This is a genomic window from Acinetobacter sp. 10FS3-1, from assembly GCF_013343215.1.
In the GTDB taxonomy this organism is placed as follows: Bacteria; Pseudomonadota; Gammaproteobacteria; order Pseudomonadales; family Moraxellaceae; genus Acinetobacter; species Acinetobacter lwoffii_C.
On sequence record NZ_CP039143.1, the window covers coordinates 750,045 to 776,320 of the forward strand.

The 26,276-nt window shown below is 45.2% G+C and carries 22 protein-coding genes, 1 other RNA gene and 1 pseudogene; 12 read left to right on the forward strand and 12 right to left on the reverse strand.

Going from position 1 to position 26,276, the window contains the following annotated elements:
- Positions 1 to 179 precede the first annotated feature (179 nt).
- The 3 genes from E5Y90_RS03490 to E5Y90_RS03500 all read left to right on the forward strand — a co-directional run bounded on the left by E5Y90_RS03490 (position 180) and on the right by E5Y90_RS03500 (position 3,631).
- Positions 180 to 1,598, forward strand: a complete 1,419-nt coding sequence (locus tag E5Y90_RS03490; RefSeq protein ID WP_174659421.1) for a phosphomannomutase/phosphoglucomutase — start codon at positions 180 to 182, stop codon at positions 1,596 to 1,598.
- A 10-nt stretch (positions 1,599 to 1,608) separates the two neighbouring features.
- The gene (argB, locus tag E5Y90_RS03495) at positions 1,609 to 2,517 is read left to right on the forward strand and encodes an acetylglutamate kinase (protein ID WP_151203728.1); all 909 of its coding nucleotides are present in this window, start codon (positions 1,609 to 1,611) and stop codon (positions 2,515 to 2,517) included.
- 265 nt (positions 2,518 to 2,782) lie between these two features.
- Positions 2,783 to 3,631, forward strand: coding sequence for a class II glutamine amidotransferase (locus tag E5Y90_RS03500; protein WP_151203730.1), 849 nt, complete (start codon positions 2,783 to 2,785; stop codon positions 3,629 to 3,631).
- A 108-nt stretch (positions 3,632 to 3,739) separates the two neighbouring features.
- On the opposite strand, the gene E5Y90_RS03505 is transcribed toward E5Y90_RS03500, so the two are convergent.
- The gene (locus E5Y90_RS03505; RefSeq protein ID WP_096901158.1) at positions 3,740 to 4,891 is read right to left on the reverse strand and encodes an IS4-like element ISAbe18 family transposase; all 1,152 of its coding nucleotides are present in this window, start codon (positions 4,889 to 4,891) and stop codon (positions 3,740 to 3,742) included.
- A gap of 339 nt (positions 4,892 to 5,230) precedes the next feature.
- On the opposite strand from E5Y90_RS03505, the gene E5Y90_RS03510 reads away from it, so the two are divergent.
- The 3 genes from E5Y90_RS03510 to E5Y90_RS03520 all read left to right on the forward strand — a co-directional run bounded on the left by E5Y90_RS03510 (position 5,231) and on the right by E5Y90_RS03520 (position 7,249).
- Positions 5,231 to 5,686, forward strand: coding sequence for a bacteriohemerythrin (locus tag E5Y90_RS03510; RefSeq protein WP_151203732.1), 456 nt, complete (start codon positions 5,231 to 5,233; stop codon positions 5,684 to 5,686).
- Between the two features lie 154 nt (positions 5,687 to 5,840).
- A complete protein-coding gene (locus tag E5Y90_RS03515; protein ID WP_174659422.1) occupies positions 5,841 to 6,920 on the forward strand; it encodes a hypothetical protein in 1,080 nt (359 codons plus the stop codon).
- Positions 6,920 to 7,249 carry an RnfH family protein gene (locus E5Y90_RS03520; RefSeq protein WP_174659423.1) on the forward strand — a complete coding sequence of 110 codons (330 nt, stop codon included), beginning with the start codon at positions 6,920 to 6,922 and terminating at the stop codon, positions 7,247 to 7,249. The genes E5Y90_RS03515 and E5Y90_RS03520 overlap by 1 nt, the downstream gene beginning before the upstream one ends.
- 101 nt (positions 7,250 to 7,350) lie before the next feature.
- On the opposite strand, the gene E5Y90_RS03525 is transcribed toward E5Y90_RS03520, so the two are convergent.
- Positions 7,351 to 7,749: an outer membrane protein assembly factor BamE gene (locus E5Y90_RS03525; protein WP_151203738.1), complete on the reverse strand. Its 399-nt coding sequence runs from the start codon at positions 7,747 to 7,749 to the stop codon at positions 7,351 to 7,353.
- Between the two features lie 113 nt (positions 7,750 to 7,862).
- Here E5Y90_RS03525 and fur point away from each other — a divergent pair, with 113 nt between their 5' ends.
- On the forward strand, positions 7,863 to 8,300 hold the full coding sequence (gene fur, locus E5Y90_RS03530) for a ferric iron uptake transcriptional regulator (protein ID WP_151206576.1): 438 nt from the start codon (positions 7,863 to 7,865) through the stop codon (positions 8,298 to 8,300).
- Positions 8,301 to 8,368: 68 nt separating this feature from the next.
- On the opposite strand, the gene E5Y90_RS03535 is transcribed toward fur, so the two are convergent.
- Positions 8,369 to 9,490 (reverse strand): PilT/PilU family type 4a pilus ATPase, encoded by a 1,122-nt coding sequence (locus tag E5Y90_RS03535; protein ID WP_151203742.1) that lies wholly within the window; start codon positions 9,488 to 9,490, stop codon positions 8,369 to 8,371.
- A 30-nt stretch (positions 9,491 to 9,520) separates the two neighbouring features.
- Positions 9,521 to 10,558, reverse strand: coding sequence for a type IV pilus twitching motility protein PilT (locus tag E5Y90_RS03540; protein WP_151203744.1), 1,038 nt, complete (start codon positions 10,556 to 10,558; stop codon positions 9,521 to 9,523).
- A 123-nt stretch (positions 10,559 to 10,681) separates the two neighbouring features.
- Here E5Y90_RS03540 and E5Y90_RS03545 point away from each other — a divergent pair, with 123 nt between their 5' ends.
- Entirely contained in the window at positions 10,682 to 11,371 is a 690-nt protein-coding gene (locus E5Y90_RS03545) for a YggS family pyridoxal phosphate-dependent enzyme (RefSeq protein WP_174659424.1), read from the forward strand.
- Between the two features lie 32 nt (positions 11,372 to 11,403).
- On the opposite strand, the gene E5Y90_RS03550 is transcribed toward E5Y90_RS03545, so the two are convergent.
- Genes E5Y90_RS03550 through E5Y90_RS03560 form a run of 3 tightly spaced genes read right to left on the reverse strand, consistent with a single transcriptional unit; the run spans position 11,404 to position 17,386 of the window.
- On the reverse strand, positions 11,404 to 12,510 hold the full coding sequence (locus E5Y90_RS03550; protein WP_174659425.1) for an acyltransferase family protein: 1,107 nt from the start codon (positions 12,508 to 12,510) through the stop codon (positions 11,404 to 11,406).
- 2 nt (positions 12,511 to 12,512) lie between these two features.
- Entirely contained in the window at positions 12,513 to 16,124 is a 3,612-nt protein-coding gene (locus E5Y90_RS03555) for an AAA family ATPase (protein WP_174659426.1), read from the reverse strand.
- 8 nt (positions 16,125 to 16,132) lie between these two features.
- Complete coding sequence (locus E5Y90_RS03560) at positions 16,133 to 17,386, reverse strand: exonuclease SbcCD subunit D C-terminal domain-containing protein (protein ID WP_174659427.1); 1,254 nt, start codon at positions 17,384 to 17,386, stop codon at positions 16,133 to 16,135.
- A 619-nt stretch (positions 17,387 to 18,005) separates the two neighbouring features.
- Here E5Y90_RS03560 and E5Y90_RS03565 point away from each other — a divergent pair.
- Together E5Y90_RS03565 and E5Y90_RS03570 are read left to right on the forward strand one after the other, a co-directional pair.
- Positions 18,006 to 18,455, forward strand: coding sequence for an ABZJ_00895 family protein (locus E5Y90_RS03565; protein ID WP_174659428.1), 450 nt, complete (start codon positions 18,006 to 18,008; stop codon positions 18,453 to 18,455).
- A 487-nt stretch (positions 18,456 to 18,942) separates the two neighbouring features.
- On the forward strand, positions 18,943 to 19,848 hold the full coding sequence (locus E5Y90_RS03570) for a TIGR01777 family oxidoreductase (protein WP_174659429.1): 906 nt from the start codon (positions 18,943 to 18,945) through the stop codon (positions 19,846 to 19,848).
- On the opposite strand, the gene E5Y90_RS03575 is transcribed toward E5Y90_RS03570, so the two are convergent.
- A complete protein-coding gene (locus tag E5Y90_RS03575) occupies positions 19,837 to 20,961 on the reverse strand; it encodes an NAD(P)/FAD-dependent oxidoreductase (protein WP_174659430.1) in 1,125 nt (374 codons plus the stop codon). The two genes, E5Y90_RS03570 and E5Y90_RS03575, sit on opposite strands and share 12 nt — an antisense overlap.
- A gap of 19 nt (positions 20,962 to 20,980) precedes the next feature.
- A complete protein-coding gene (hemB, locus tag E5Y90_RS03580) occupies positions 20,981 to 21,994 on the reverse strand; it encodes a porphobilinogen synthase (protein ID WP_174659431.1) in 1,014 nt (337 codons plus the stop codon).
- Positions 21,995 to 22,097: 103 nt separating this feature from the next.
- On the opposite strand from hemB, the gene E5Y90_RS03585 reads away from it, so the two are divergent.
- Entirely contained in the window at positions 22,098 to 22,595 is a 498-nt protein-coding gene (locus E5Y90_RS03585) for a thioesterase family protein (RefSeq protein WP_151204233.1), read from the forward strand.
- A gap of 265 nt (positions 22,596 to 22,860) precedes the next feature.
- Here the strand turns inward: E5Y90_RS03585 and glpK are convergent, their stop codons facing one another.
- Positions 22,861 to 24,345, reverse strand: a complete 1,485-nt coding sequence (gene glpK, locus E5Y90_RS03590) for a glycerol kinase GlpK (protein ID WP_174659432.1) — start codon at positions 24,343 to 24,345, stop codon at positions 22,861 to 22,863.
- Between the two features lie 130 nt (positions 24,346 to 24,475).
- Between glpK and ssrA the strand changes: the two genes are divergently transcribed.
- Positions 24,476 to 24,835, forward strand: a transfer-messenger RNA (tmRNA) gene (gene ssrA / locus E5Y90_RS03595).
- Positions 24,836 to 24,933: 98 nt separating this feature from the next.
- Here ssrA and E5Y90_RS03600 read toward each other — a convergent pair.
- Both E5Y90_RS03600 and E5Y90_RS03605 read right to left on the reverse strand, forming a co-directional pair.
- A pseudogene (locus tag E5Y90_RS03600) lies at positions 24,934 to 25,254 on the reverse strand (site-specific integrase); the annotation flags it as partial.
- A 54-nt stretch (positions 25,255 to 25,308) separates the two neighbouring features.
- Complete coding sequence (locus tag E5Y90_RS03605) at positions 25,309 to 26,241, reverse strand: IS5 family transposase (protein ID WP_174659433.1); 933 nt, start codon at positions 26,239 to 26,241, stop codon at positions 25,309 to 25,311.
- Positions 26,242 to 26,276 lie beyond the last annotated feature (35 nt).

Below are 26,276 nucleotides of genomic sequence, written 5' to 3' on the forward strand. Positions count from 1 at the left end.
GACTTTTTTGTATATAATTCCCTCTATAAAAGCTGAATAACTATATTTGTATAATTGATTGTTACATTAAAATGAGCTAAAAGTATGCAGTCTTAAAACAACAATACTGTTTAAAGTCATAATGATTAAATCATTATTTTATCCTGCCAGCATTAAATTGATAGTAAAAAGAAGATTATATGGGATCTATGAATCATCCATTTCCTCTGCATATTTTTCGTGCCTATGACATCCGGGGGAAAGTGAGTTTACTTAGTACGGGTGTAATTGACGCGATTGCCCATGGCCTTGCCCAGCAATATCGTGCTGCTGCACAGACTCGGGTAGCAATTGGATATGATGCCCGGATCAGCAGCCCCGCCTTTGCCGAAATTCTTCAACGTATTTTTGGTCAGTATTCGATAAAAGCCACCATTATCGGTTGCTGTTCCAGCCCGATGCTGTATTTTACGGCGCGTCAGTTCGACGGTAATGGCGTGATGGTAACGGCCAGCCATAATCCCAAAGAGGATAATGGAATTAAATGGATTATTTCCGGTGAACCGCCTTGCCCGCAGATGATTCAAAATGTGGCGCAACTGGCTAAACAGCATTGCCACAGCGAACTTGCCAACATCCCTCAACGTCCCCACTTGATAGCGCCAGAATTTTGCCTGCCATATCAGTATGCAATCTTGCAAGATATTCAGCTAAAGAAAAATTTTAAAGTCGTACTGGATGGCCTGCATGGTTCGGCCGGTCGCTGTGCCAAGCTGGTACTGGAAAAGCTGGGTTGTGAGGTGACGGCTTTGCGTTGTGTGGCGAATGGTGAATTTCCGGATCATGCGCCGGACCCTTCTCAGGAAGCACATCTGAAAACATTGTATCAGACGGTTATTCAGCAACAAGCCGATATAGGAATTGCCCTGGATGGTGATGGGGATCGTGTGGTTCTGGTAGATGAGCTGGGAAATATCATTAGTGCTGATCAGTTGCTGTGCTTATTTGCCAAAATCTGTTTGACCGGTTCAGAAGCAAAACAGTTTGTTTATGACGTGAAATGTTCGACCCTGGTTCGTAATACTGTACAGGAGCTAGGCGGTGAAGCAGTGATGATCCGCACGGGAAGTTCCTTTTTACGTAAATATTTGGCTCATTCCCAGAATCAGGCTGTTTTTGGGGGAGAATATGCCGGTCATTATGTATTTAATGACGGACGGGGCTGCGGCTATGATGATGGGCTATATGCTGCGCTACGCGTCATAGAATATCTTGACCAGACGGGACAAAGTTTCGCTCAGGTATTACAGGCCTATCCCAAACGCTATGGCACAGAAGACCTCTATATTGCGACCCGTGATATTCAGGCTAGTGAGCTTTTAGAGCTTGTCGAGCAGCAATCTCAACAATTCAATGCACAAATGACTACAATTGATGGGATACGTCTTGATTTTGAGGACGGTTTTGGCATCATTCGGGCATCCAATACAGGTGAATATTTTACAGTACGCTTTGACGCCAGCAGTGCTCAGCGTCTGAATGAAATCCGTCATCTGTTTGTAAGCATGTTGCGGGACCGTTATCCAGAAATCGCGCAAGACATTTTAGATGCTCAATAAGGAGAGGCGAATGCCAAATCAGCAGACCGGCATCGACAAAGCACAAATTCTGACAGAAGCTTTGCCGTATATCCAACGCTTTACAGGAAAGACTCTAGTCGTCAAATATGGCGGTAACGCAATGACGGATCCTGAGCTGGAAAGTTCGTTTGCCCGTGATATCGTCTTGTTGAAAACTGTCGGCCTGAATCCGGTGGTGGTGCATGGGGGCGGTCCACAAGTGGATTCCATGTTAAAACAGCTTGGGCGTGAATCTGACCGTATTGATGGGATGCGTGTGACAGACCCGGCGACCATGGAAGTGGTTGAAATGGTGCTGGGCGGTAGTGTCAATAAATCTATCGTGAATTTAATTAACCAGCACGGTGGCCGGGCAATTGGCCTGACCGGTAAAGATGGGAATCTGCTGCGCGCCAAAAAGCTGCTCATGAAAAAAACGGCAGATGATGGCTCGGTTGAGGAAATTGATCTCGGACTGGTCGGCGAAGTCGTTGGGGTAAAAACCGATGTCCTAGAAATGTTTACCAACAGCGACTTTATTCCAGTGATTGCTCCGCTTGGCGTAGATGAAGAAGGCAATACTTACAATATTAATGCCGACCTGGTGGCAGGCAAAGTCGCAGAAGCCCTGGGGGCGGAAAAACTGATCCTGCTGACCAATATCACCGGTGTACTGGATGAAAATAAAAAACTGCTGACTGGTCTGAGCACACAGGAAGTAGATCGCCTGATCGAAACCGGGGTGATTTATGGTGGCATGATTCCTAAAGTTGGATGCGCTCTAGATGCAGTCAAAGGTGGAGTGGTCAGTGCGCATATCGTCGACGGCCGTGTTCCACATGCCAGCTTGCTGGAAATTTTTACCGATCACGGGGTAGGAACCTTGATTACCAACCGTTCTAAGCCACATTGTGCTTAAGACATTATTTTAAAATTTTAAAGAGCCTCCCTTGAGGCTCTTTTTGATCCTATGTTTTAGCCAAACTGGGCAAATTCTCGAACCTTCAGGTTTTGAATGCTTAGAGATCGAAAGTGCATGGCTCAATAAAACAATAATATATCCCGCTTTCTGTCAATGCAGTGCTGCAGAGCATTACAGCGCTGATCTAAAAGAGATATTTGAAATGCGCTGAGGAGTCATGCACAATAACTTTTCTGAATTAACCAACAGCTGAACCAAGACTATGTGCCAATTGCTTGGAATGAACTGTGCGACTCCCACAGATATTACCTTCTCATTTCGTGGATTCTCCCAGCGTGCAGGTATTACTTCCGATCATTCGGATGGTTTTGGAATCGCTTTTTTTGAAGATAAAGCCTGTCGTCTGTTTGTCGATAACCAGTCTGCTGTCGAGTCACCGATTGCTGAGCTGATTCGCAATTATCCGATTAAATCCCGTAATGTGATTGCGCATATCCGTAAAGCGACCCAAGGTAAAATCAGCCTGGAAAATTCTCATCCTTTTAGCCGTGAGCTGTGGGGGCGGCAATGGATTTTTGCCCATAATGGTGATTTACATCATTTTTCTCCCGAGCTGAGTGGCCGCTTTACACCCGTGGGCAATACCGACAGTGAGTATGCTTTTTGCTATCTGCTGGATCAGCTGGTCAAACGTTTTGGCTACCACGAACCAAAGCTGGATCAGATTTTTGATTTATTGCTTGAAATCTCACCACCCATTGCCGAGCATGGAACCTTTAACTTCTGCCTGTCAAATGGGCAAGCCCTGTTTAGCTATGCGGTAACCAAATTACACTGGCTGGTGCGGGAATATCCTTTTAAACCTGCCCAATTGATTGATATTGATGTCGAAGTGGACTTTAGTCAGGTGACTACTCCTGAAGACCGGGTCGCTGTGATTACCACGGAACCTTTGACCCAAAATGAGCAGTGGACAGCATTTCAGCCGGGGGAAATGATTCTGTTCCGGGATGGCGCCAGAGTTCGGTCTGAAGTGACCCATATTGCGCGTTTAGAACGTGAAAGACTGGATCCTTCTTTAAAGCGAATGACTAAAGCTGATTTATATTAGGGGTCTGTAGATAATTCGTTTATATGGATAAATATAGATATTTAAAAGTATCTTCAAGAATAAATTTTAAAAAAACAGGAGTTACTCCCATTGCTGTCCCACAATTTTTCACAAGAGGAAGCTCATTTGAGCTTCCTCTTGTTTTATGGGTATTTTATCGGGTGAAAATAAAGCTTTTAAAGTTCTTCTTTCAAACAAATTCACTTGAATTATTCTGAGTAAACGTTGAACTGTCCAACCTGTTTTTCCTAAATGTCGAGCGAAACTCACCAATAAATAGGCGATCATCGCAATCCAGATTTGTGTCTGAATTGCGTTCCTGCTGCGGCCTAGAAACGCTTTTAATTTGAGATTCTGCTTAATCGCCTTAAAGAACAGCTCAACTTTCCAACGATCTTTATAAATCGCCGCAATGGTGGAGGCGGCTAAATGAAAGTTATTGCTGAGAAAGCTAAAGTGCTTGCCACTTTGCTGATCTCTATATTCAATTCTTCTTAACACTGGGGCTTTTCTTTTTAGGGCATGTGCGCTATTCAGCTGAATGGTTTCATCTTTTAGAATACCTTTGGATTCAAGCACTGGATGTTGCTGGATCACCTGATACACAGATTTAGGCCTAAAACGTGTGACAAATCCAATGTTTTGAGCAGTCAGATTTGCATACCATTGGTAATCGACATAGCCTTTATCAAAAACTACAATGCTGCCAGCAGGAAACTGGAATTTGCGGCCTTGTACCATGTCATTTTCTTTGCCATTTTCAACTGCAACAAACTCAGGAATATCATTGCTGTGATTCAATCCTATACTGAGTTTCATGCTGGCTTTTGAGTCGTGAACTTTGGCCCATTCACATAAGGAAAGCGACAGGTCAATATGACTGGCATCCAAGGAATACAAGGGATTCTTAAAGCGAAATTTATGAGCTACTTTTGAGTGTTCATAGTATTTAAGCAACTTGTAAAATAGCTGTTGATACAAGGTAGCAGGCTGCTGCTCATTGATTCGTGCCAGCGTGCTTCGGGGAATAGACTTTGCTCCGAGATGACTTAGCTTTTCCTGTTGGCACTCCAAATTGGATTGAATATCTCTCAGACTTTGCCTACAAGAGAATTGAGACATCAATATGGCAATAAACTGATCCCACCGGGAAGCCGCTCTAAATTTCTGTCCAACATGGTGTACTTTAGCAAGTTGTTCAAAATCCTGTCGCACAACAGGTTTAATTAGCTCATGAAATACGGTATTCTGATGTGACAAAACCTGAATCCTGGTCGTTAAAGTGTTTGTTTGCACTCATATTTTAACTGTTAGGACTCAGGTTTTTTTATTTAAAGCAAACTATGGGACAGCAGTGGAGTTACTCCTGTTTTTTTATCAATAAAATGAAAAATATAATATTAAAAACCAATGGATTGATTAAAAAATACTTTATGATTTTGGTCGGGTTTAAAATGTATTAGTTATAAGAAACAAGGGTTTGTGTTAATAGTTCGCGATAATACCGAAAGCCGACTAATTTACTTGATTTTTATTTATAGGTATTCCCTATATGATTGTATTTATGTGATAAATCCTTAATATGAATAGGTGGTCGTAATGAAAATGAAATGGATTCCAGATTATAATACTGGTATCGATGTGATTGACGATCAGCATAGACGCATTCTTGATTATATCAATGAGATTGATGACCTAGATGCCGATAGTGATCGTGATCGGATTAAACAGGTTCTGGAAAATATTATTGATTATACCCAATCACATTTTACTTTCGAAGAATCTCTGCAAGAAGAAGCAGGTTATAAATATCGTGTACCACATAAACGTGTACATGACCTGTTTATTAAAAAAATCGAATCTTATCGTGACCGTTTTGAAATGGGGCATTCGATTGAAGCGGAATTGCATGAAGTATTATCTAAATGGTTGATTAACCATATTCAGCATGATGATGCCGATTATGTGGGGGCAGTCAAAGAAAATATGATCGGGATTCTGAAAGAGAAAGAAAAGAAAAAAGGTAAAAACTGGTTTGCCCGTTTCTTCTCATAATCTGGAAGAACTCCGCATAGATTGAGATAAAAAAAATTAAAATTCTAATAATAAGTTCGCGCAGCAAATCACTGTCTTGGTGATTTGCTTTTTTGTTTTTGATTTTCATGGCCTCACAAGGCAAAATAGCGCTAGGTTTTTATAGGAATGCATCATGCAGGACAAAGCTATGTCAAAATGGTTATCACCGCTGATGGCTTTCTGTTTATCGTTTATTATCATCGCGACGCTCGCACCGATAACAGGTATACAGACTGATCGTCAGCTGGATTTCTGGATGCTCTGGTTAGGCACCATGCTGATTCTGGCGCTTCCCGTTTGCTATTTGGAAATTGCCTTAGCCAAACGCTCTAAAACCACCGCCGTGCAAGCGCTGTCAAGTTTGACCCGGGAAGCGGATGCATCACAAAAATGGCGTATTGTTGGCTGGCTTGGCGTGATCTTTATTCCATTTTTAGCCGGTGCCATGCTCAACAACGCCAGTGGTTTACTCAGCGTTGCGGCGATTGACGTTGCGCCGCAAATACTGTTTGCAGGCCTTGCCGTATTCGCGTTGGCGCTCTCTTTGCTTCCCCGTCAAATTTTACTGCTGCTGAGTACCATCGGGGTATTGGCTTCGCTGGCCTTTGCCCATATACAGGGAACGGCACTACCTGCCTGGCAAATTACCCCAATTGAATTTTCAGAGTGGGGCAATGCAACGGTACTGGCTTTGGTGGCCAGTGGTCTGGGAATGGGACTGTACTGGCAGTCCAGCCTTGCAAGTGTAAAAGAGCAATCTGTTGCAACTAAAACTGTACTGCCAATCTGGATCGCACAATTGCTGGCCGTGGTGGCCTTTGCTTTCTTTGCTGTTAAGGCACAAATTTCAGCTTTGACCTTGTGCGCAGCAATTGTGGCTGCTGCCGCATTTATACTGCAAATGGCACGTGAGCAGTTGCAACAACGTCAGCTAAATATCGCCATGCAATGGCTGATTCTAAGTGTAGCGACTCTGATCTGGCTTATTCCAAATACAGCTCCGGTGTTTAATGGCTTGTTAATTATCTGGGGGCTGCTCCTCTGTCTGATCTATGCCATTTTTGCGGGCTGGATCATGAAGATTAGTCATTTACGTAAGTCTATGAATTTCAGCAATGAAGCTTTTTATAATATCTGGCGTATTGCGGTGCGTGTCGTCCTGCCGCTTTCTATCATCATTGCATTGCTGGCTGTGATCGGACAGTGGGTGTGATGAGTAAGACCATGGTCTGGGTGGCCTATGCCACCCCGGAACAGCAGTTTCATATTGCATTGCCTTTTCAGGCTGGAATGACTGCGCTGGATGCTGTTCAGCAAAGTAGAATTGCACAGCAGGCTACTTTGCCTGAGCCGCTGGTATTGGGAATTTTTGGAATGCGTTTGCAGAATCAGCAGCAGCCATTGGCTGCCGGGGATCGTGTAGAAATTTATCGTGTATTGACCATTAATCCCAAGGATATACGCCGTAAACGTGCAGAGAAAAATCCGGTGGGCCGTTATGCCAAGGGAAACCGTTTTAAGCAACTCAAGACATCTTCCTAGGAACTGACGACTGATTCGGTGTATTTGCTGGTAATTTGATAGATCAATTGAGTTAATCGGAAAACCCCTGAAAATTCAGGGGCTTTTTTATGAAAAACCGACTATAGTGGAGGTGCGTTTAAAATTGCTTCTTTAGAACCTGGTAAACCGGGTTGAGATGCTGGAATTGTTTCCAGACCTTCAATCCGCTGCACCACCCCAGATTCATTAAAGTAGATTTTTAAATGCTGGCCTTGGGCGGCTGGGATCTTGGCCTTTTTGGCATATGTTCCCGGGGTATAGTTGTAGATGTAGTCCCAGCGTAAAGGATTCATTGGATCTGTCACCGTTGGGCTGCCGAGCAAGAAACGTACCTGTTGGTGATTCATTCCCACCTGGATTTTGGAAGCCTGCGCTTGAGTGAGAGGAGTACCCTGCGGTATATCTACTTTGTAGACACCTAATGCCGAACAGCCGACCAGCAGTGAGGTGACGAATAACGTCAACATGAGTTTTTGCATTTTGCTACACTATCCCAATTAATTATGATGCATTTGATCCAAGGATAGATCATACTGCATCTAAACTTTGTTGCCTATATTCCAACTTTGATTTTGTTGAGAGACCTTTTTACATGCCTATTTCAAACCAAGATTTACGAAAAGCTGGACTGAAAGTCACCCTTCCACGAATTAAAATATTAGAATTATTAGAAAACTCTAAACAGCATCATCTTAGTGCGGAAGATATTTACAAGACTTTACTCGAACAGGGAGAAGATGTCGGTCTTGCAACTGTGTATCGTGTGTTAACGCAATTTGAAGCCGCGGGAATTATTGAACGTCATAATTTTGAAAACAATCATTCCGTTTTCGAAATTATGCAGGAAGACCATCACGACCATCTGGTCTGTGTGAATTGTAGCAAAGTTGTTGAATTTATTAATGATACTATTGAAAAAGAGCAGCATGACGTGGCTCAGGAGTTCGGCTTCGAGCTAACCGGTCACTCGCTTAATTTATACGGTTATTGTGATGCCTCTGAATGTCAGGAAGCTTACCGTAAAAAATAATCCCGGTTCAGCTTAAAATAAAAAACAGGCTTCATAAGAAGCCTGTTTTTTTTATGGCTCTTAAATGATCAGCTCTGACCATCAAAGGTGATATTGGAATTGGCACGCAATAAATGCTCGCCGCCTTCTTCAGACAGCTTAATTTGCAGACGCAGGTCGTTTGGTGAATCCGCATGTTTCAGGGCATCTTTATAGCTGATCTGTTTGGCTTTGTATAAATCATAAAGTGCCTGGTCAAAGGTTTGCATGCCCAGCTCGCGCGAGCGTTTCATCAGGTCCTTGATCTCATGCACATCACCTTTACGGATTAGGTCTGCCACCAGAGGAGAGTTAATCAGAAGTTCGATGGCTGCCCGACGACCATTTCCATCCACTGTTGGAATCAGCTGCTGCGCCACGATGGCCTTCATGTTTAAGGATAGATCCATAAACAGCTGGCTATGACGGTCTGCTTCAAAGAAGTGGATAATCCGGTCAATGGCCTGGTTGGCATTGTTGGCGTGCAGGGTCGCAAAGACCAGATGGCCGGTTTCGGCAAAGGCAATTGCATAGTCCATGGTTTCACGGGAACGAATCTCACCAATCAGGATCACATCTGGTGCCTGACGCAGGGTGTTTTTCAGGGCGATTTCAAAGGAGTCTGTATCAATCCCGACTTCGCGCTGGGTGATGATACACCCCTTATGCTGATGGACGAATTCGATCGGATCTTCAATGGTAATGATATGGCCCTTGGAATTTTCATTGCGGTAGCCAATTAGCGAGGCCAGTGAGGTCGATTTACCTGTACCAGTGGCCCCTACAAAAATGATGATGCCACGTTTGGTCATTGCCAGTTCTTTAAGAATCGGTGGCAACTTCAGTTGGTCCATGGTGGGAATTACGGTTTCAATCCGGCGCAGGACCATGCCCGGCTGATCGCGTTGCTGAAAAGCGCTGACACGAAAGCGCGCAGTCTTGTCCGGATTGCTGATCGCAAAGTTACATTCACGGGTTTCTGCAAACTCTTTGCGCTGTTTTTCAGTCATGATGGAGTTTAAAAGTTGCCCCACCGCAGCCCCTGGTAATTTTACCGAACCAATCGGCACAATCTGGCCATTAATTTTGATGGAAGGTTCGACATCGGCTGTAATAAACAGATCCGAGGCCTTTTTCTCTACCATATAATTCAGTAAGCCATTAAAGTCCATGCTCAAGCCCCCAATATAATGAACTGTTTTTTATAAGAATGATTCAGGCTGTTTGGCTGCTGTACGTGCTACTTGCGGGCTGATGATCCCTTTGGAAACCAGGGTTTTTAGGCTTTGATCCAGTGTGGTCATTCCATAGTTGGCACCTGTTTGAATCGCAGAGTACATTTGCGCGATCTTATTTTCACGGATCAGGTTGCGGATTGCTGGAATACCGATCATGATTTCATGTGCTGCCACACGACCACCACCATTTTTTTTGAGCAGGGTTTGTGAAACAACTGCCTGTAAAGACTCTGATAGCATGGCACGTACCATGTCTTTTTCCTCGGCCGGGAAGACGTCAATCACACGGTCAATCGTTTTGGCTGCGGAGGTGGTATGCAGGGTACCAAAGACCAGGTGACCGGTTTCTGCCGCAGTTAAGGCCAGACGGATGGTTTCAAGGTCACGCATCTCACCGACCAGAATAATATCCGGGTCTTCACGTAGTGCTGAACGCAGTGCTTCATTAAAGCCGTGCGTATCACGGTGGACTTCACGCTGGTTGACCAGACATTTTTTCGACTGGTGTACAAACTCAATGGGGTCTTCAACAGTCAGAATATGGTCATAACGGTTATCATTGATATAATCGAGCATGGCGGCAAGGGTGGTTGATTTACCTGAGCCGGTGGGTCCGGTGACCAGTACCAGGCCACGTGGATATTCACTGATATCTTTAAAAATCTGGCCCATGCCTAAATCTTCAAGGGTCAGGACTTTTGAAGGAATGGTACGAAATACCGCACCAGCACCACGGTTCTGGTTAAAGGCGTTGACACGGAAACGGGCCACACCTGGAACTTCAAAAGAAAAGTCAGTTTCCAGGTTTTCTTCATAATCACGGCGCTGCTTATCGTTCATGATGTCATAAACCAGCTTGTGTACTTCCTTGTGTTCCAGTGCAGGCAGGTTAATACGACGTACTTCACCATCTACACGGATCATCGGCGGCAAGCCGGCAGATAAGTGTAAATCTGACGCACCATTTTTAGCAGAAAAGGCTAACAGTTCTGTGATATCCATCAGGTCCCCAATTTCATTAAAATATTATTTATTTTGCTAGAATAATAAGGCTTTCCGTCAGCTTAACCAACCCTTAGTTGGCGAGCAAGGAAAAAAAATCAGGACAAAATGAGAACCTCATCAATGAATATGCTGCAACAGTCACGAAATCAGGTTTTAGCTCAGATTCAGAGCGCATGTACCCAGGCCGGACGTGAACCGGATTCGGTACAACTCTTGGCGGTCTCCAAAACTCAGCCAAGCGCTATCCTGGCGCAGATGTATGAGGCCGGACAGCAGGCCTTTGGTGAAAACTATCTGCAAGAAGCGCTGGAAAAAATCACGGCTCTAAAAGCGCTGGACATTGAGTGGCATTTTATTGGACATGTACAGCGTAATAAAACCCGGCCTCTGGCAGAACATTTTGCCTGGGTGCATGGGGTGGATCGTCTGATTATTGCCGAACGTTTATCCAATCAGCGTCGCGATTCTCAAGCGGCACTGAATATTTGTCTACAAGTAAATATTGACGGACAGGACAGTAAGGATGGATGTCAGCCTGAAGAACTTAGCGAACTGGTGAAGCAGATCAGCCTATTACCGAATATACGCTTACGCGGCCTGATGGTGATTCCTGCCCCTGAAAATACCCGGGCCTTTGCAGATGCCAAAGCCTTATTTGATGTGGTAAAGGCTCAGCATGCCCATCCTGAGGACTGGGATACTTTGAGTATGGGCATGTCTGCCGATATGACCGAAGCGATTGCAGCTGGCTCTACCATGGTTCGTGTCGGAACAGCGCTGTTTGGTGCGCGTCCTAAAAAGGCTGAATAAAGCCGGTCAGATTCTTTGGGCAAAAAAAAGCGTTATTGCAGGGTATTGGATAACGCTTGGTTTCTTTGTGGTTCAAGCCATTTGGCCATGAGCCAGGCAAAGAGGATTAAGCCACACATGCTGCCGAGTAGCGCTAATACAGCACCACCGAGACCATAGGCCAGCGTTGCAGGCACAGCCCCTAAAATAAATAACAGTAATGGAAAATGGGTGACATAGAGTGTATAAGAAAAATTTGCAGATTGCACCCAGACCGGATGATAGCAGCTCTGCTGCTGTTGTAGCTGCACCAGCCAGCAGACAAAGGCCAGCCCGATGCAAATATTAAAAGGCACAAAATAATGCGTGGCGTAAAATTTTGTTTGTTCAATCACCTGAAATTGATAGGCATCCAGACAGGCAATGATGAAGGCTACAGCTAACAGGGCGGATTTAATGGCTTGTAAGCGGTCTAAAAAATGGAGCTGGAGATGACGGTGTGCACTGGCGAATGCTGTCAGCCAGAGCAGAAAATAAAACAGAAACTGGATATTCAACACCGACAGCGTAGTGAACAGAAGCAGAAAGCCGATTTTGGCGAGTTCAGAGGTTTTCAGAAAAGGCAGAAATCCGGCCAGTACATAGAACCAGACTTCAAAACTCAGACTCCAGAGGGGTGCATTGGCAGATACGGTGGGGCCAATAAAGCCATTCAGAAACAGCAGCGAAGCGATAAAATCTGGAGCTGTAATGTCATAGTCAGTCCGGATCATCATGCTAAAACTGTTCTGAAAATGATGGCTTTGTGAAGCAAAAAACCAAGGCGCCAGCATATATAAAACCAAGCTTAAAGCAGAAGCAAACAGAAAAGGTGGTAAAATCCGGCGACAACGCTGCCGCGCATAATGCCGTACATTAAACTGCCCATAGCGTCGGGAATGGTTCTGGATGGAAGTGCCGATCAAATAGCCACTCAGTACAAAAAAGATCATGACTGCGGCCTGACCCAGCAGACGCACCCAGGAATACAGGCTGAGATCAAAAGGGGCGATAAAGGCCTGAAAGCAGTGACTAAATAGTACTATTATCGCACTGATGCCTCGCAAGCTCTCTAGCTGTAAGCTGAAATAGGGCGAGAGCTGGTTCGGCGGATGGGTCATCTTTAACCTATAATCTCGATTGTACTGGCACCGGCACCGACCGGTTTGACCTGAATCTGTACCGGAATGCGTTCATGCATTTCCTGAACATGCGAAATCAGTACCACTTTACGGCCCTGACTCTGCAAATGATCCAGAGCATTCATTACCATGTGCAAGGAGGCCGGATCTAGCGTACCAAAGCCTTCATCAATAAACAGGGATTCCAGTTTCATCGAGCCGGAGGCCATATTGGCAATCGCCAAAGCCAGGGCCAGTGAAACCAGGAAAGTTTCCCCCCCGGATAAAGAGAGCACCGGACGCACTTCGCTGTTCATGTCCAGATCAATAATGGCCAGACTTAAACTGTCCGGAATCCGGTACAGCTGATAACGCGGTGCCAGCGGCTGTAACTGCTGGTTAGCGTATTCCACCAATATATCCAGATGATGCTCCTGGGCAATTTTCTGGAATTTGCTGCCTTCCTTGTGTCCGATCAGGTCATAGATCCGACCCCAGCGGTATTCTTCAGCTTTGACCTGTTCAATCTGATGCTGGTGTCTTTGCAAGGTCACCTGATTATTGACATGAATCCTTAGCTTGGTATCGACTTCATTAAAGGCATTTTGTTGTTCAGCCTTTTCCTGAGCCAGTTTATTTAAGTGTAGTTCAACTTCTTCAAAGCTCAGTTCAGGCTTGGATTTCAGATGATGCTGATATTGTTCTTCCAGAATCTGCCAGGCTGTTTTGGCATTTTCTACAGTCTGATGCTGTAGCTGTAATTGCTGGCGGATTTGCTGGTGCTGTTGCAGATCAATATTTAGGCACTGCTGGATATGCTCATGATTAAAATCAGTATGCAGACTTTGCCAGTGTTGAATCGCCTGCTGACATTGTTCAATCTGCTGCTGCAGTTGCTGAATCTGGGTGCTGATACTCTGCTTTTTCAATTCAGCCTGTTGCAAATGCTGCTCATGTTGCTGGGCAATAAGCTGTTGTGCCCGTAGCTGCTCATCCAGTATGTGTTGCTGCTGTTCCAGATGGTCACGCCATTCCTGTGCCGTGCGATAGCTTTGTCCGGCATGACTGAGAGTCAGGCTATTCAGCTGTTCACGTAACGCTTTACCCTGGTGAAGCGCCGTATCCAGCTTTTGTTGTAACTGCCCCTCATGATGCTGATGCAGAATCAACTGATCACGTGCTTTTTCAAGTTGCTGATTGAGGTTTTGAATGTGGGTTTCTAGGGTTTTAAACTCTTGGGATTGCTGCTGGCGCTGTTGCAGTTGCTGAGACAGCTGCTGACAGCTCGAGCCAGTATCCTTGACCCAGACATTTTGCAGGGACTCGGGCAAATGGGCCAGCACGGGCTGAATCATCTGTTCTAGCTGGAGATACTGTTGCATGCTCAAACGCAGCTGATCCAGTTGTTGTTGTTGCTGACGCCAGCGTTTCCAGTCACCTTGCTGAGTCTGGAGTTGTTGTGCAAGCTGCTGTTGTTCTTGCTGAAGATGAATCGCATGCTGGCCAAGCTGCTGTTGTAGCTGCTCGGTATTCTGGCTTGCATTCACTTGCCAGCCAAAGTGTTGCATCTCTTCATGAAGCTGGAATTTTTGCTGTGCCAGTGTGGTGGTGAGCTGTTGATTGCGCTGCTGTTGTTGCTCAATCAGGGTATGTAATTGAGATTGCTGGATCTGTGCCTGCTGCCATGCATGAGTCTGTTGCTGCAACTTTTCTTGGGCTTCCTGAAGCTGTTGATCATGCAGCTGCTGCAAGGCATTTTCCAGTAACTCCTGATGCTGCACAAAAGGGTGTTTATGACTGCCACAAACCATACAGGCTTCATCAGGTCTTAGCTGGGCGCGTAATTCCTGCACACTCTGGGCCTGTAACAGGCGTTGCTGCGCGAGCATCTGTTGCAGTTGTTCAAAGGACTGTTCGGCTTCTTGGCGCTGTTGTTGTAACTGAAGCAGTTCCGTGGTGAGTTGCTTTAAGGTATTTTGATGCTGCTGTAATTGGCTATTCAGTTGCTGGCTTTCAGCCTCAAGTCCAGCCATTTTCTGGGCAGCCTGGATCAGGCTTTCCAGTTTTAACTGTTGGATGCTGGCTTGTTGTTGCTGGCTTTGCAGTTGCTGTAATTGCTGTTCGAGCTGCTCCAGATCGGTATAGCGCTGCGTGAATTCTTGCAAATTTTCAGCTAAGCGCTGTTGCTGCTGTTGCAGTTCAGCGGGGCCAGCTTGAAAAACTGCCGGAGACTGCTGCATAAATTTTTCACGCAGTGCCTGATATTCCTGCAAACGTTGCAGGGTGGCCTGCGGCTCATGATCAAAAGCCGCTAAAAATTTCTGTTGTTCGAGTTGTGCCTGAATCTGCTGAGATTGCAGCTGAAGCTGTTGTAACTGTTGTTCGGTCCGGAGGATTTGCTCCTGTACAGGCTGAATCTGCCGGGCTTTATAAGTCTGTTGCTCTGCTGCAAGCTGTTTATACTGCTCACCCACTGACTGTAGCTCATGATCCAGTTTTAATCCCTGATCCAGATAGGGTTTGATCTTTTGAAATTCTTGCTGCTGTTGTTGTTGCTGTTGCTGCAATTGAAGCAGCTTCTGCTGCTGAGTGTCACGTTGCTGCTGAATCGCTGAAAACTCGGCAACGACACTGTGCTGCTCGGCCAGAAAATGGCTACGCTGATTGTGGAGCTGTTGTTGCTGGACAAATTGTTCCCGAATCTGCTGAAACTGGTCCAGCTGTTCCAGCAGCTGTTGTTGTGGTGCCATCTTCTGCTCGGCATCCAGCTGAACCATATAAATTTCTTTTTTGGCCTGAATTTCAGTATATAAATAATGCTGCTGGCGATGCCATTTTAGATCATTGTCCAGCACTTTTTCACTCTGGTTAAAATGCTCAATCACCTGTTTTAAGGCAGTATGTTGCTGCTCTAAGGTGGCAATATCTGTTTCGGATAATAGCTCCAGATAGCCAATCTGTTTTTCTAGATCAGCCCGTTTCTGTTTAACTTCACTATGTTTTTCAAATGCTTTTTGGCTGACCAGACTGAAAATCTGTGAGTTGGTCAGATATTCCAGTAAATCGGCACGCTCATTATCCTTGGCTTTTAAAAAGGCACCGACTTCAGACTGAGCCAGCAGAACCGCACGGGTAAACTGCTCAAAACTCAAGCCCACCAGTTTTTCAATCAGTGGGGTACATTCAGAAATTTTCTGGTTTAACACCCGCTGATCATCCAGACAGGTAATGGCCCGTTCTACTTTTAAATTACCATCGACTTTCTGCCGGGCACGACGGATTTCCCAGCGTGCCGTATAGCGTTTCTGATCCAAAGCGATAAATTCAAGCTCGGCAAAACCCTGTACGCAGCCACGGCGCAGAATATTCTTGGTGTCCTTGATGGAGACATCCTGGCCGCCCGCATCTTTAAGGCTACCGGTTGCACCTTTCAGACGCGGAATTTCGTTATATAGCGCCAGACACATGGCATCGAGCAAGGTGGACTTGCCGGAGCCGGTTTTTCCGGTAATGGCAATCAGGCCTGCATAAGCCAGCGGGCTGGATTCAAAATTAATATGATGAGTGCCAGCCAGCGAGGCCAGATTATTCAGGCTCAGACGGATAATTTTCATGGCTGATCCTAAGCTTGTTGTTTTTGGGCAAGTTCATGCTGAGCTTCGACCAGCAGCTGCTGAAAATCCTGCTGTATCGAATGGTCCTGACGATAGCCCATTTTTTCCCAGATATTAAAAAATAGTGATTCCGGCGTTGGAGGCGCCAGATCAATTTTGGAACTATCCGCCGGATCTTCTGCCTGACGCTGATAAACCCGGCTGATCCTGAGCAGACGATAACGATTGACTGGCAGCGCCTGTTCAATCTGCTGACGTAAATCGACTGGCGGCGGAGCATCGGTTGTGTATTCAATTTCCAGAAAATGCCGGGCAGCGAGATGTTCAATTTCACCCGCAGGTAGCGCCTGGATTTTATTCATCAGATTGTCCAGATTTTCCCGGATTCTAAACAGTTCTACCGTACGCGGTACTTGCAGGGCTGCAAACTGAAAGCGCTGTTCAGCCTTTTGCTCGGGATCAATTTTGACTTCAACCACCTGATGCGAATAGTTGATCTCACTAAAGGATAGAGGAATTGGCGAGCCACTATAACGGATATGCGCTTGGCCTACTTTTTGCGGCTTATGCAGATGGCCAAGTGCTACATAGTCGATGACTTCATCAAACAGCGCCGTTGAAAGCGCTTCTTCATTGCCCACTATAATCGGGCGTTCAGAATCTGAGGTTTCACCACCTTGCATATGCGCATGTGACATTAAAATCAGAGCCTGATGGGGCGCCTTACGTGCTTTGGCTTCTGCGATCAGCTGTTGATGCAGATAACTGATGGCATTCTGACTGTTATGAGTATGTTCGTTAATTCCGGTAATTTCAGCGCTGCGTAAATAGGGCAAGGTCAGACACCAGGCCACAATCGTTCGGTTCTGGTCATAAATTGGCACCAGCAGACGGTCCAGATCAAGCTGATTGGTCGAGGTTCGGCCGACAATCCCCACCGCTTTGGCATTAAATTTGGTCAGTAAAGGCTGTACCTGTTCAATCCGGTAACCTGAATCATGGTTACCGGCAATCATCAGGGTTTGCATATGGGGTGCCAGCTCATGCGCATCAGCAAGAAACTGATACAGCTGTCGTTGTGCACTTGAAGCCGGATTGATGACATCAAAAATATCCCCAGCGATGAGCAGGGCATGCGGCTGTTTGATCTTGATTTGTTCAAGCAGCCAGATCAGAAATTGCGCATGTTCAAATTCACGGTCATGGTTATGGAAGAATTGCCCCAAATGCCAATCAGAAGTATGAAGAAAATGAACTGCCATGTATACCAACCTTTATTTTTGCCTTGCTACTATAGAAAAAAGCGCTAGTAAAAGTCTACTTGAAAAATACTTTCTTATTTGCTTGTAAGCCGTTGAACTTGGTCGTAGAGCCTGCTGAGTTTGCCTGCCATCGTTGAGACAGCTTTTAAGTATAGGCCGGGTCTCATCTTTATTCAGCTTCAGGTTGTTTTTATTTTCATTCATTGGGGGAGGCCGGTTTGAAAAAATTTACCCTTTTAAACCAGTTTTTATGCAAACCAGGCAAAGCAGACTTGAAAAATAAGGACTGATCCTTATGTTAGCTCCTATAAAACAGTCCCTGATTCATCTGGTCAGAGTGACAAAATGCAGCGCCCAAACAATAAAAACCGACGATTCGAGTGATAGTGAAATCGTCGGTCAAAAATTGTGCAGATGAAAATTTTGGCTGCTGTTCAAAATTTCCACCTGCACTGAACTTATTGCTTTAGCGAAGTGAACGAAAACTTGTGGATGCCAGTCCAAATTTTCGAACCTTGTACCCTATATAACGTCATGATCTTGGCTGAGGTTGACAATAAAATGAAAAAAAACTTAATTTTTTTTATACTAGCTTGTTAATCGTCTTTGGATTCTTCTAATGGTGCCGCTAACTCGCTATTTTCTCTGGTTTTTCTTCCTGTGCTTTGTCTTTACCTGTATTTGCGGAGTGCTGGCAGCCTTGCTGCCAACCGGCATGGGCGCCATCTTGACCATTGTGCCTTATCTGGTGGCGATGATTTGGGTTCTGTTTAAATTTTTAAAACAGCAGCGCCGTGCACCCTCTGCAACCGAACGTAAAAAATTTAGCTTGGGCTTCAGTCTGATTTACTGGGGCTATAATCTGGCGTTTTTAATTTTGGGGATTGTGATTGCAACCCGTTCCAATCCGAATGCCTGGCAGGATTTTTTGCTGTATTTGCAACAGCCGCAATTTGTCAGCATTGTCGTGATTATGTTCCTTCTGATCGCCATTCCACTTTATTTGCTGACCTATTGGTTTTATGGCAAACAGGCACAGCGTATGGCAGCTAAAATTTCTGGTTTATAGTTGCCATTCAACCGTTGTGTACAAGAAAACCTTAAATATGTGAGTGGACACGGAGGTCAAAGATTACTCATCCTGACAGGACGTCGTGTATAGATAAAAGACTTTGGCTCTCTCAAAATTTGGATCTCGGCTATACACAGTTATTTGCAGAATTTTATGAATAATGAGGTTATCCAAGGTAAATATAAGCTTCTGCAACTCTTATCTTCCTAAACCAGGATGTTTAAAGGGTTAGTAAAATCAAATCTATAAATTAACCCAACTTTAAATTAACCCAGCTATCAACCAGACCGCAGGCTATTTTTAATATTCAGATGGTTTTAGCGCAAATTTTTATTTAATAAATAAAATGAGCCAAAGAGTAACTGCCGAAATGTTCTGGATGGCCTGAGTTTTCATTTACTGATCAATATTTTTATACTCGACATTTTGATAGGTGAGCAGCGTATACTCTGAATCATGACAAGAAGAATAGTGCAGGATCGGTATGTATAAACCAGTCGTATTGATGACAGGTGCCAGCGGTTTTATTGGCAGCCATCTGGTAAGGTTCTTACTGGCACGGGATTATGCGGTGATCGGTCTGACCCGACAGAAAAACTTGCGCAACGCCCACCCGGATTTTCGCTGGGTTCATGATCTGGATGAATTAAAAAACCAGCAGATTGACTATGTGATTAATCTGGCTGGTGAAAGTATTGGTCAGGGTCGCTGGACCACCGCCCGTAAAAAGAAACTGAAGGATAGTCGTCTAAAGACCACCCGGCAACTTTTTGAGCATCTGGAAAGATATCAGATCAAGCCCAAACGGATTATTTCAACCTCTGCTGTGGGCTACTATGGCATTGATCCTAAAGAGCAGTGGGATACGGTGTGTACAGAACAGAGCCCGGCACAAGACATTTTTATGTCCGAGCTATGTGCCGAATGGGAGCGTTTGGCCTTATCTTATCCTGAGCAGAACACCAAGATTATTCGTCTAGGTGTGGTGTTTGCTAAGGGTGGAGGAATTCTTCCGCAGATGTTATTGCCCATCAAACTTAATCTGTTTGGCCGGATTGGTCATGGCCGCCAGCCGGTGACTTGGGTGCATCTTCAGGATGTCATGCGGGCCATCGAATTTTTGATGCAGGAATCGACTCAGCCCCAGATTTTTAACCTGGTGGCTCCAGAAAAAGTCAGTCAGGCTCAATTTGCTCGAATAGCTGCGCAGCTATTGAACCGTAGACCTTTCTTTCCCCTGTCCGCATGCAGCATGAAAATGCTGCTGGGCGAGCAATCCCAACTGATTTTAAATGGACAGTATGTTCAGCCTAAAGCTTTACAGGAGGCTGGTTTTACTTTTAGCTATCCGACTCTGAAAGAGGCGCTACTGGAAGTGTTAAACCGCTAAAGCCTGAGTTTCTAAACGCTGTGCCGGATTATAAGGCTCTGGATCAACAAAAGTCGGCTGTTCCAGCATGAGCTGGGCCAGAAGTTTCCCCGACGCAGCGCCCATACATAGGCCATTACGGAACTGACCGAAATTGATCCAGAGATTGTCCAGATGCGGCACTTTGCCAATATAGGGAATGCCATCGGGTGAGCTGGGCCTTAAACCGGCCCATTGTTTCACCATCGGAAAATCAGCCAGCTCTGGCACCATCTCCAGACAGGCAGTAAAAATATCCTGACGGATTTCGGGTGAAGGGGAGGTATCAAAGCCGACCTGACGCATACTGGAACCGCACAGCACATGACCATCACGGCGTGGGATCAGGTACATGACCTTGTGCATGCACATGCTGGGCAGCCAGTGCTCTGGTGTTTTAAATAGCAACATCTGGCCCTGTACCGGCTGTACCGGAATGTTAAAGCCGAGCTGTTCCGACCAGTAAGCTGACCATGCGCCGGTTGCAATCACAAACTGATCTGCCTGAAAACTCAATCCATTCTCGCTTGATATCTGTTGAACATGACCTTGCTGTATATCGAGTTGGCTGATTTTACAATGTTCCTGCCAGATCACACGGGGATGCTGCCTCAAATAGCTGATGATCGACTTTAGCAGTCGGGGATTGCGGATATTGGCCAGTTCAGGAAAATAGAGAGCCTGTTTGAACTTCGTCTGATCTACTCTGGGATTGATCTGTCCGAGCTGCCTTTGATCGAGAAGTTGCGCCTGCTGCTGCGGATCCTGATATTGCTCGGCATAACGCAAACCAATTTCAAAATCGGACTCATCAAAAATCAGCATGCCCGTGTTATGAATCTGAAAATCAATTCCGCTTGACGGTTGCAGTTTTTGATTCCAGGCCTGATACAGCGGTTTGGCATGGCGAGCCAGAGTATTGACGGCATTTGGGTAACGCCAGGGATACATGGGGGAGAGAATGCCGCCTCCGGCCCAGGACGCTGCCTGTCCGGCGGCCTGCTGATCCAAAATCGTGATCGAACATCCCTGTTCCAGCAGTTCCAGTGCGGACATTAATCCGGTAATACCCGCACCGATAATGGCGATATGCATTGCGCCAGGGTCCTTCTGTTTATTTCATCTCTTTCAGTTTAACAGCTGCTTCTTCAGCAAAATAAGTCCAGATACCATCTGCACCGGCACGACGACAGCACATCAAAGATTCCAGAATCACGCTGTCAGATAACCAGCCATTCTGGATTGCAGCGGCCAGCATGGCATATTCGCCACTGACCTGATAGATAAAGGTCGGCAGACCAAAGGTGTCTTTGACTTCACGAACGATATCCAGATACGGCATGCCAGGTTTGACAATCACCATGTCTGCACCTTCCTGAATATCCAGAGCAATTTCATGCAGGGCTTCGGCGCGGTTGCCAACATCCATCTGGTAATTGTATTTATTGCCGCCTTTCAGGTTGCTGGCAGAACCGACTGCATCACGGAACGGGCCATAGAAGCTCGACGCATATTTGGCTGAATAGGCCATAATAGCAGTATAAATATGACCTTGTTGTTCGAGAGCCTGACGGATCGCGCCAATACGACCATCCATCATGTCGCTCGGGGCTACGATGTCGGCGCCTGCTTCTGCATGACTCAGGGCCTGTTTAATCAGGGCCTCGACTGTTTCATCATTTAATACATAGCCAGTTTCATCAATGATGCCATCTTGACCATGGGTAGTATAAGGGTCCAGCGCGCCGTCGGTAATCAATACCAGTTCCGGCAATTCTTTTTTTAACAGACGTACGGTGGTTTGTACCAGCCCATCTTCGCGCCAGGCTGCTTCTGCAAGCAGACTTTTATCTTCTTGCGGCGTTACCGGGAACAGCGCCAGTTTATTCACACCCAGTTCCAGCAAGCGTTCCGCTTTTTTTAGCAACAAGTCAGCAGACAGACGCTGCACATTGGGCATACTTGGAATGTCTTGCGTCTGGTCTTGCCCGGGCAGTACAAAAACTGGATAAATCAGGTGGTCAGCACTGAGATGCGTTTCACGTACCATAGAACGTAAATGCTCATTTTTACGAATACGACGCATGCGAGTTGCAGGAAATGCGGGACGATTGAACGTATAGGTCATAAAAATCTCAGCAATCAGTATTAAACTAGGCTGCTATTGTAGCCCTATCTGAAATTTTTGGGCATAAATTAGCGGTTTTATTGTGGTGGCTTCGGACAGACTTATGACTAAGACAGAGAAAAACTGGACAGGTAGTATACATTTAGGAGCAAAGGTGGATATTGATGTGGTTTTAAATCAGTTGGTACATGCTTTTAATGCCTCTCCTTTTTTTAAGCATAATGGTATGACCATGCGGATCGTCGATGGTCAGATTGAAGCTTATATTGAGATGCAGGACTTTATGATTGGTAATGTGGCCTTCCAGATTCTGCATGGTGGTCTGGCAGCCACGGTACTCGATAGTATTGGCGGGATTGTGGCCATGGGAGAGCTATATAAAAAGGCAGGACCAGAAACCATTGCCGAGACCATTAAAAAAGTATCACGTCTGGCAACAGTGGATATGCGGGTAGACTATCTGGCACCGGGACGCGGGAAATATTTTATTGCCCGTGCAGAAACCTTAAGATTGGGGCGTAAGGGCTGTACCATGCGCATGACTATGGTCAATAACGAAGACAAGCCGATTGCTACAGCTATTGCCTCTTATGCATATTAATCCATCTGGCAGCTCAAGATTGGCTATGAGCTGAGTATATAAGCACCTTTCTAAGCAGAGGTGCTTATACATTTAAATTTTCAGCTTACATTGTTCTATCGGGGGATTGTTATCAAGATGTACCATCATTCATGGCCGCAAAAAATAACAAGCCAGTAAAACTCATTTTGAACTCTCCCTGGGTGTTGATCTCAGCGCAATATAAAGTAGTAAGTAAGAAAATATTCAATAGAAAACCGGTAGTAGACAGCGGTTTTTATCAGGCTTATAAATCTGACTTTGCCCGTTTTAAGGCATTTTGCCATTTGGCTAAATGTGCTGCACGTTTGTCATCCTGCATTTTGGGTTCAAAGGCCCGGTCGAGTTGCCACGACTGTGCAATTTCATCAAAGCTTGCAAATACGCCAGATTTTAAGCCCGCCATTGCTGCAGCACCCCAAGCGGTAGACTCCAGCATTTTCGGACGTAATACCGGTACATTTAGCAGGTCTGCCTGAAACTGCATCAGCATGTCATTACCACTGGCACCGCCATCAACGCGTAACTCTTTTAAGGGATGGCTAATATCCGATTGCATTGCGGTCAATACATCTGAAACTTGAAAGGCAATTGACTCTAACGCGGCACGGGCAATATGGGCTTTATGGGTGCCGCGTGACATACCACAGAGCAGGGCGCGGGCTTCGCTATCCCAGTGCGGTGCACCGAGTCCGGTAAAGGCAGGCACTAGAACTACTCCATCTGTATCATCGACTGTACTGGCGAGCTTTTCGACATCACTGCTTTTTTGGATAATACCGAGACCATCACGCAGCCACTGTACTACTGCGCCAGCCATAAATACACTGCCTTCTAGTGCATAGGTCGTTTTGTCCTGTGCCTGCCAGGCGAGGGTAGAAAGGAGCTTATTTTGACTGAACTGAATATCATGGCCGGTATTGAAGAGCATAAAACAGCCAGTACCGTAGGTGTTTTTGGCAGTACCAGGCTCAAAACATGACTGTCCAAACAGAGCAGATTGCTGGTCACCTAAAATTCCGGTGATGGGGATAGTCGCACCGAGTAAACCGGGTGCAGTATCTGCAATATAGCAATCGGAACTCACAATTCTTGGCAGGATAGAGGTCGGAATATTAAATTGTTCTAATAACTCTTCGTCCCAACTCTGATTGTGCAAGTTCATCAGCATGGTCCGGGATGCATTACTGGCTTCAATAATATGCTCGGCACCTTGGGTCAGGTTCCAGATTAACCAGCTATCAATGGTGCCAAAAGCCACATGCTCCTGCTCAGCTAGGGCGCGCAATCCATCAATATTTGCCAGTAGCCAAACCAGTTTGCCAGCACTAAAATAAGGATCTATACGTAATCCGGTTTTTTGTTGTACCTGATCCATAAGGCCTTGCTGGATCAGCTGATTACACCAATCGGTTGCCCGGCGATCCTGCCAGATAATGGCGGGTGCCAAGGGTTTACCATTACGGCGGTCCCATACCACTGTGGTTTCACGCTGATTGGTCAGTCCAATGGCTTTAATATCTTTGGCAAGAATGCGCGCTGTAGCCAGTGCCTGCTGGACGACTGCAATTTGGGAGCTCCAGATTTCCTGTGCATCCTGTTCGACCCAGCCTGAATATGGCGTCTGGATATGGGTCTCGCGTTGAGCCGTTGCCTGAACCTGTCCATGTTCATTAAAAATGATCGCACGACTTGAAGTCGTTCCCTGATCAAGGGCCAATAAATAGCTCATGAATGTTTCTTTTATAGGACTTGAAAAACAAAATATTAGCGCAATTATTAAATTAAGGCATATCAAAGTGTAATTGTTTGAAAAATGGCATCGCAATTCTTCACAGTTATGCTATGATGAATCCTACTTTGGGGGTGTTTCTGGCTTCGACGCTGGTGATGAAACTCATAGATGCATGTCGAGAGCGCATTTTCTCTCGTAAATCAAATTTGCATTTTAATAGTCGCAAACGACGAATCATACGCTCTAGCTGCCTAAGGGCAGCTTGTCCGCATCTCTGAATACTTGTGGTTAGAGATCCCGACTGAAGCGCAAGCACACAAGTCCGTATAAAACCAAGCCTCGGGGTTTTGTACTAAATTAAGAGGATCGCGATTTGTACCCTGTTCGTCGGGTCACAAAGAGTTAAAACAATAGACGATATCTAAGCATGTAGTATTCTCGAGCGTAGTGCTGGCGGACGCGGGTTCAACTCCCGCCATCTCCACCAAAATTCTTGTTATAAATCAGCCACTTATATTAAGTGGCTTTTTTATTGCCACACATTTGCCACATTTTTCATTCCAAGAGCTTTTGATTTCAAAGTTTTTAGGCCGTACGTGCTACGCTAAGTTTTGCAATTTCTTGCTTATTTTTATCCCCATGCAACCATTTTGTATAGCGTTTGATCAGCATTTGTAGGCTATGTCCAAGTTGATCGGCTACAAACATTGGATTGACGCCATCCATCAGCAACATCGTCGCATAAGTATGCCTTGCATTGTATGCAGGGCGGTGACGTATAGAACACGCTTTCATCGCTTCTACAAGACGCTCTCTAGGTGGTTTTTCATTAAAGAATGGTTCCTTAGTCTTGGGACATAGCATCACATAATCTGTTTGGTAGCCTTGGTCTTTTTTAAATTGAAGCGGCTTTGTTGCACAAAGATTTAAAAGACAACACTCTGCTCATTTGAACAGAATTCAAGTGACAACTTGGGTATGAGGACGACCTAATTCTGTAAATTTGTTCAATACGGCTATGCGTGCATGAATCTCATTCACCTGACTAGAAAAACTCCTTGCTGTTAATTTATCACCTAATAGTTTGATGCAATGCATCTTGGTTTCAACTAAACTTCGACGATGATAACCAGACCATTTTTTCCAAAGCGTTCTTCCTAAACGTTTAACTGTTTTCAGTAACTCATTCCGCTCTAAAGATCTCAATTTCTGATCTTTCCATGGTTTTGCATTTTTTCTTGGCGGAATGACCGCATGTGCATCTCGATCTAGAATGACTTGTCTGCAGTGCTTCGTGTCATAAGCACCATCGGTATAGACCGAATCAATTCGTTCATCTAAGGGAATTTGAGCAAGTAAATCACCGAGTACTTGCGAATCGCTCACATTATTTGTAGTAAGCTGTACTGCACGTATTTGCAAGGTTTCAGCATCGATGCCAATATGAAGCTTACGCCATTGGCGACGATATTCAGGTCCATGTTTCTTACGTTTCCACTCACCTTCACCTAGAAACTTTAAGCCAGTTGAGTCGACGAGTAGATGTAGCCCATCACTACTTTTTTGATAGCTAATCGCAATATTAATATGTTTTTGTCTTCGACAAAGCGTACTGTAATCTGGTGCGGTCCAATTTAATCCACAAAGTTTAATCAGACTTTGAACAAAACCTGTGACCATGCGTAAAGAGAGTCTAAATAAAGATTTGATCATTAAACAGCATTGAATAGCCTTATCGGAGTAAGTTTGATTTCGACCTTGCTTGTCTTGTAGTTGTGCATACCACTGAGTGTTTGGATCAAACCAAATGGAAATGTTGCCCCGATTAATGAGAGCGCGATTATAGGAAGACCAGTTGGTTGTACGATAAGTTTTAGCAGTATGTTTATTCATTTTGAAATTATAGGACTGAATAAACCTTATAGGCT

Coding starts and splice junctions, on each gene's coding strand:
- E5Y90_RS03540 (WP_151203744.1), bottom strand. CDS start 10,558: ATGGATATCACAGAACTGTTAGCCTTTTCTGCTAAAAATGGTGCGTCA.
- hemB (WP_174659431.1), bottom strand. CDS start 21,994: ATGACCTATACGTTCAATCGTCCCGCATTTCCTGCAACTCGCATGCGT.
- E5Y90_RS03535 (WP_151203742.1), bottom strand. CDS start 9,490: ATGGACTTTAATGGCTTACTGAATTATATGGTAGAGAAAAAGGCCTCG.
- E5Y90_RS03545 (WP_174659424.1), top strand. CDS start 10,682: ATGAATATGCTGCAACAGTCACGAAATCAGGTTTTAGCTCAGATTCAG.
- E5Y90_RS03490 (WP_174659421.1), top strand. CDS start 180: ATGGGATCTATGAATCATCCATTTCCTCTGCATATTTTTCGTGCCTAT.
- E5Y90_RS03510 (WP_151203732.1), top strand. CDS start 5,231: ATGAAAATGAAATGGATTCCAGATTATAATACTGGTATCGATGTGATT.
- E5Y90_RS03560 (WP_174659427.1), bottom strand. CDS start 17,386: ATGGCAGTTCATTTTCTTCATACTTCTGATTGGCATTTGGGGCAATTC.
- E5Y90_RS03565 (WP_174659428.1), top strand. CDS start 18,006: ATGGTGCCGCTAACTCGCTATTTTCTCTGGTTTTTCTTCCTGTGCTTT.
- glpK (WP_174659432.1), bottom strand. CDS start 24,345: ATGAGCTATTTATTGGCCCTTGATCAGGGAACGACTTCAAGTCGTGCG.
- E5Y90_RS03550 (WP_174659425.1), bottom strand. CDS start 12,510: ATGACCCATCCGCCGAACCAGCTCTCGCCCTATTTCAGCTTACAGCTA.
- fur (WP_151206576.1), top strand. CDS start 7,863: ATGCCTATTTCAAACCAAGATTTACGAAAAGCTGGACTGAAAGTCACC.
- E5Y90_RS03500 (WP_151203730.1), top strand. CDS start 2,783: ATGTGCCAATTGCTTGGAATGAACTGTGCGACTCCCACAGATATTACC.
- E5Y90_RS03555 (WP_174659426.1), bottom strand. CDS start 16,124: ATGAAAATTATCCGTCTGAGCCTGAATAATCTGGCCTCGCTGGCTGGC.
- argB (WP_151203728.1), top strand. CDS start 1,609: ATGCCAAATCAGCAGACCGGCATCGACAAAGCACAAATTCTGACAGAA.
- E5Y90_RS03570 (WP_174659429.1), top strand. CDS start 18,943: ATGTATAAACCAGTCGTATTGATGACAGGTGCCAGCGGTTTTATTGGC.
- E5Y90_RS03525 (WP_151203738.1), bottom strand. CDS start 7,749: ATGCAAAAACTCATGTTGACGTTATTCGTCACCTCACTGCTGGTCGGC.
- E5Y90_RS03515 (WP_174659422.1), top strand. CDS start 5,841: ATGCAGGACAAAGCTATGTCAAAATGGTTATCACCGCTGATGGCTTTC.
- E5Y90_RS03585 (WP_151204233.1), top strand. CDS start 22,098: ATGACTAAGACAGAGAAAAACTGGACAGGTAGTATACATTTAGGAGCA.
- E5Y90_RS03605 (WP_174659433.1), bottom strand. CDS start 26,241: ATGAATAAACATACTGCTAAAACTTATCGTACAACCAACTGGTCTTCC.
- E5Y90_RS03520 (WP_174659423.1), top strand. CDS start 6,920: ATGAGTAAGACCATGGTCTGGGTGGCCTATGCCACCCCGGAACAGCAG.
- E5Y90_RS03575 (WP_174659430.1), bottom strand. CDS start 20,961: ATGCATATCGCCATTATCGGTGCGGGTATTACCGGATTAATGTCCGCA.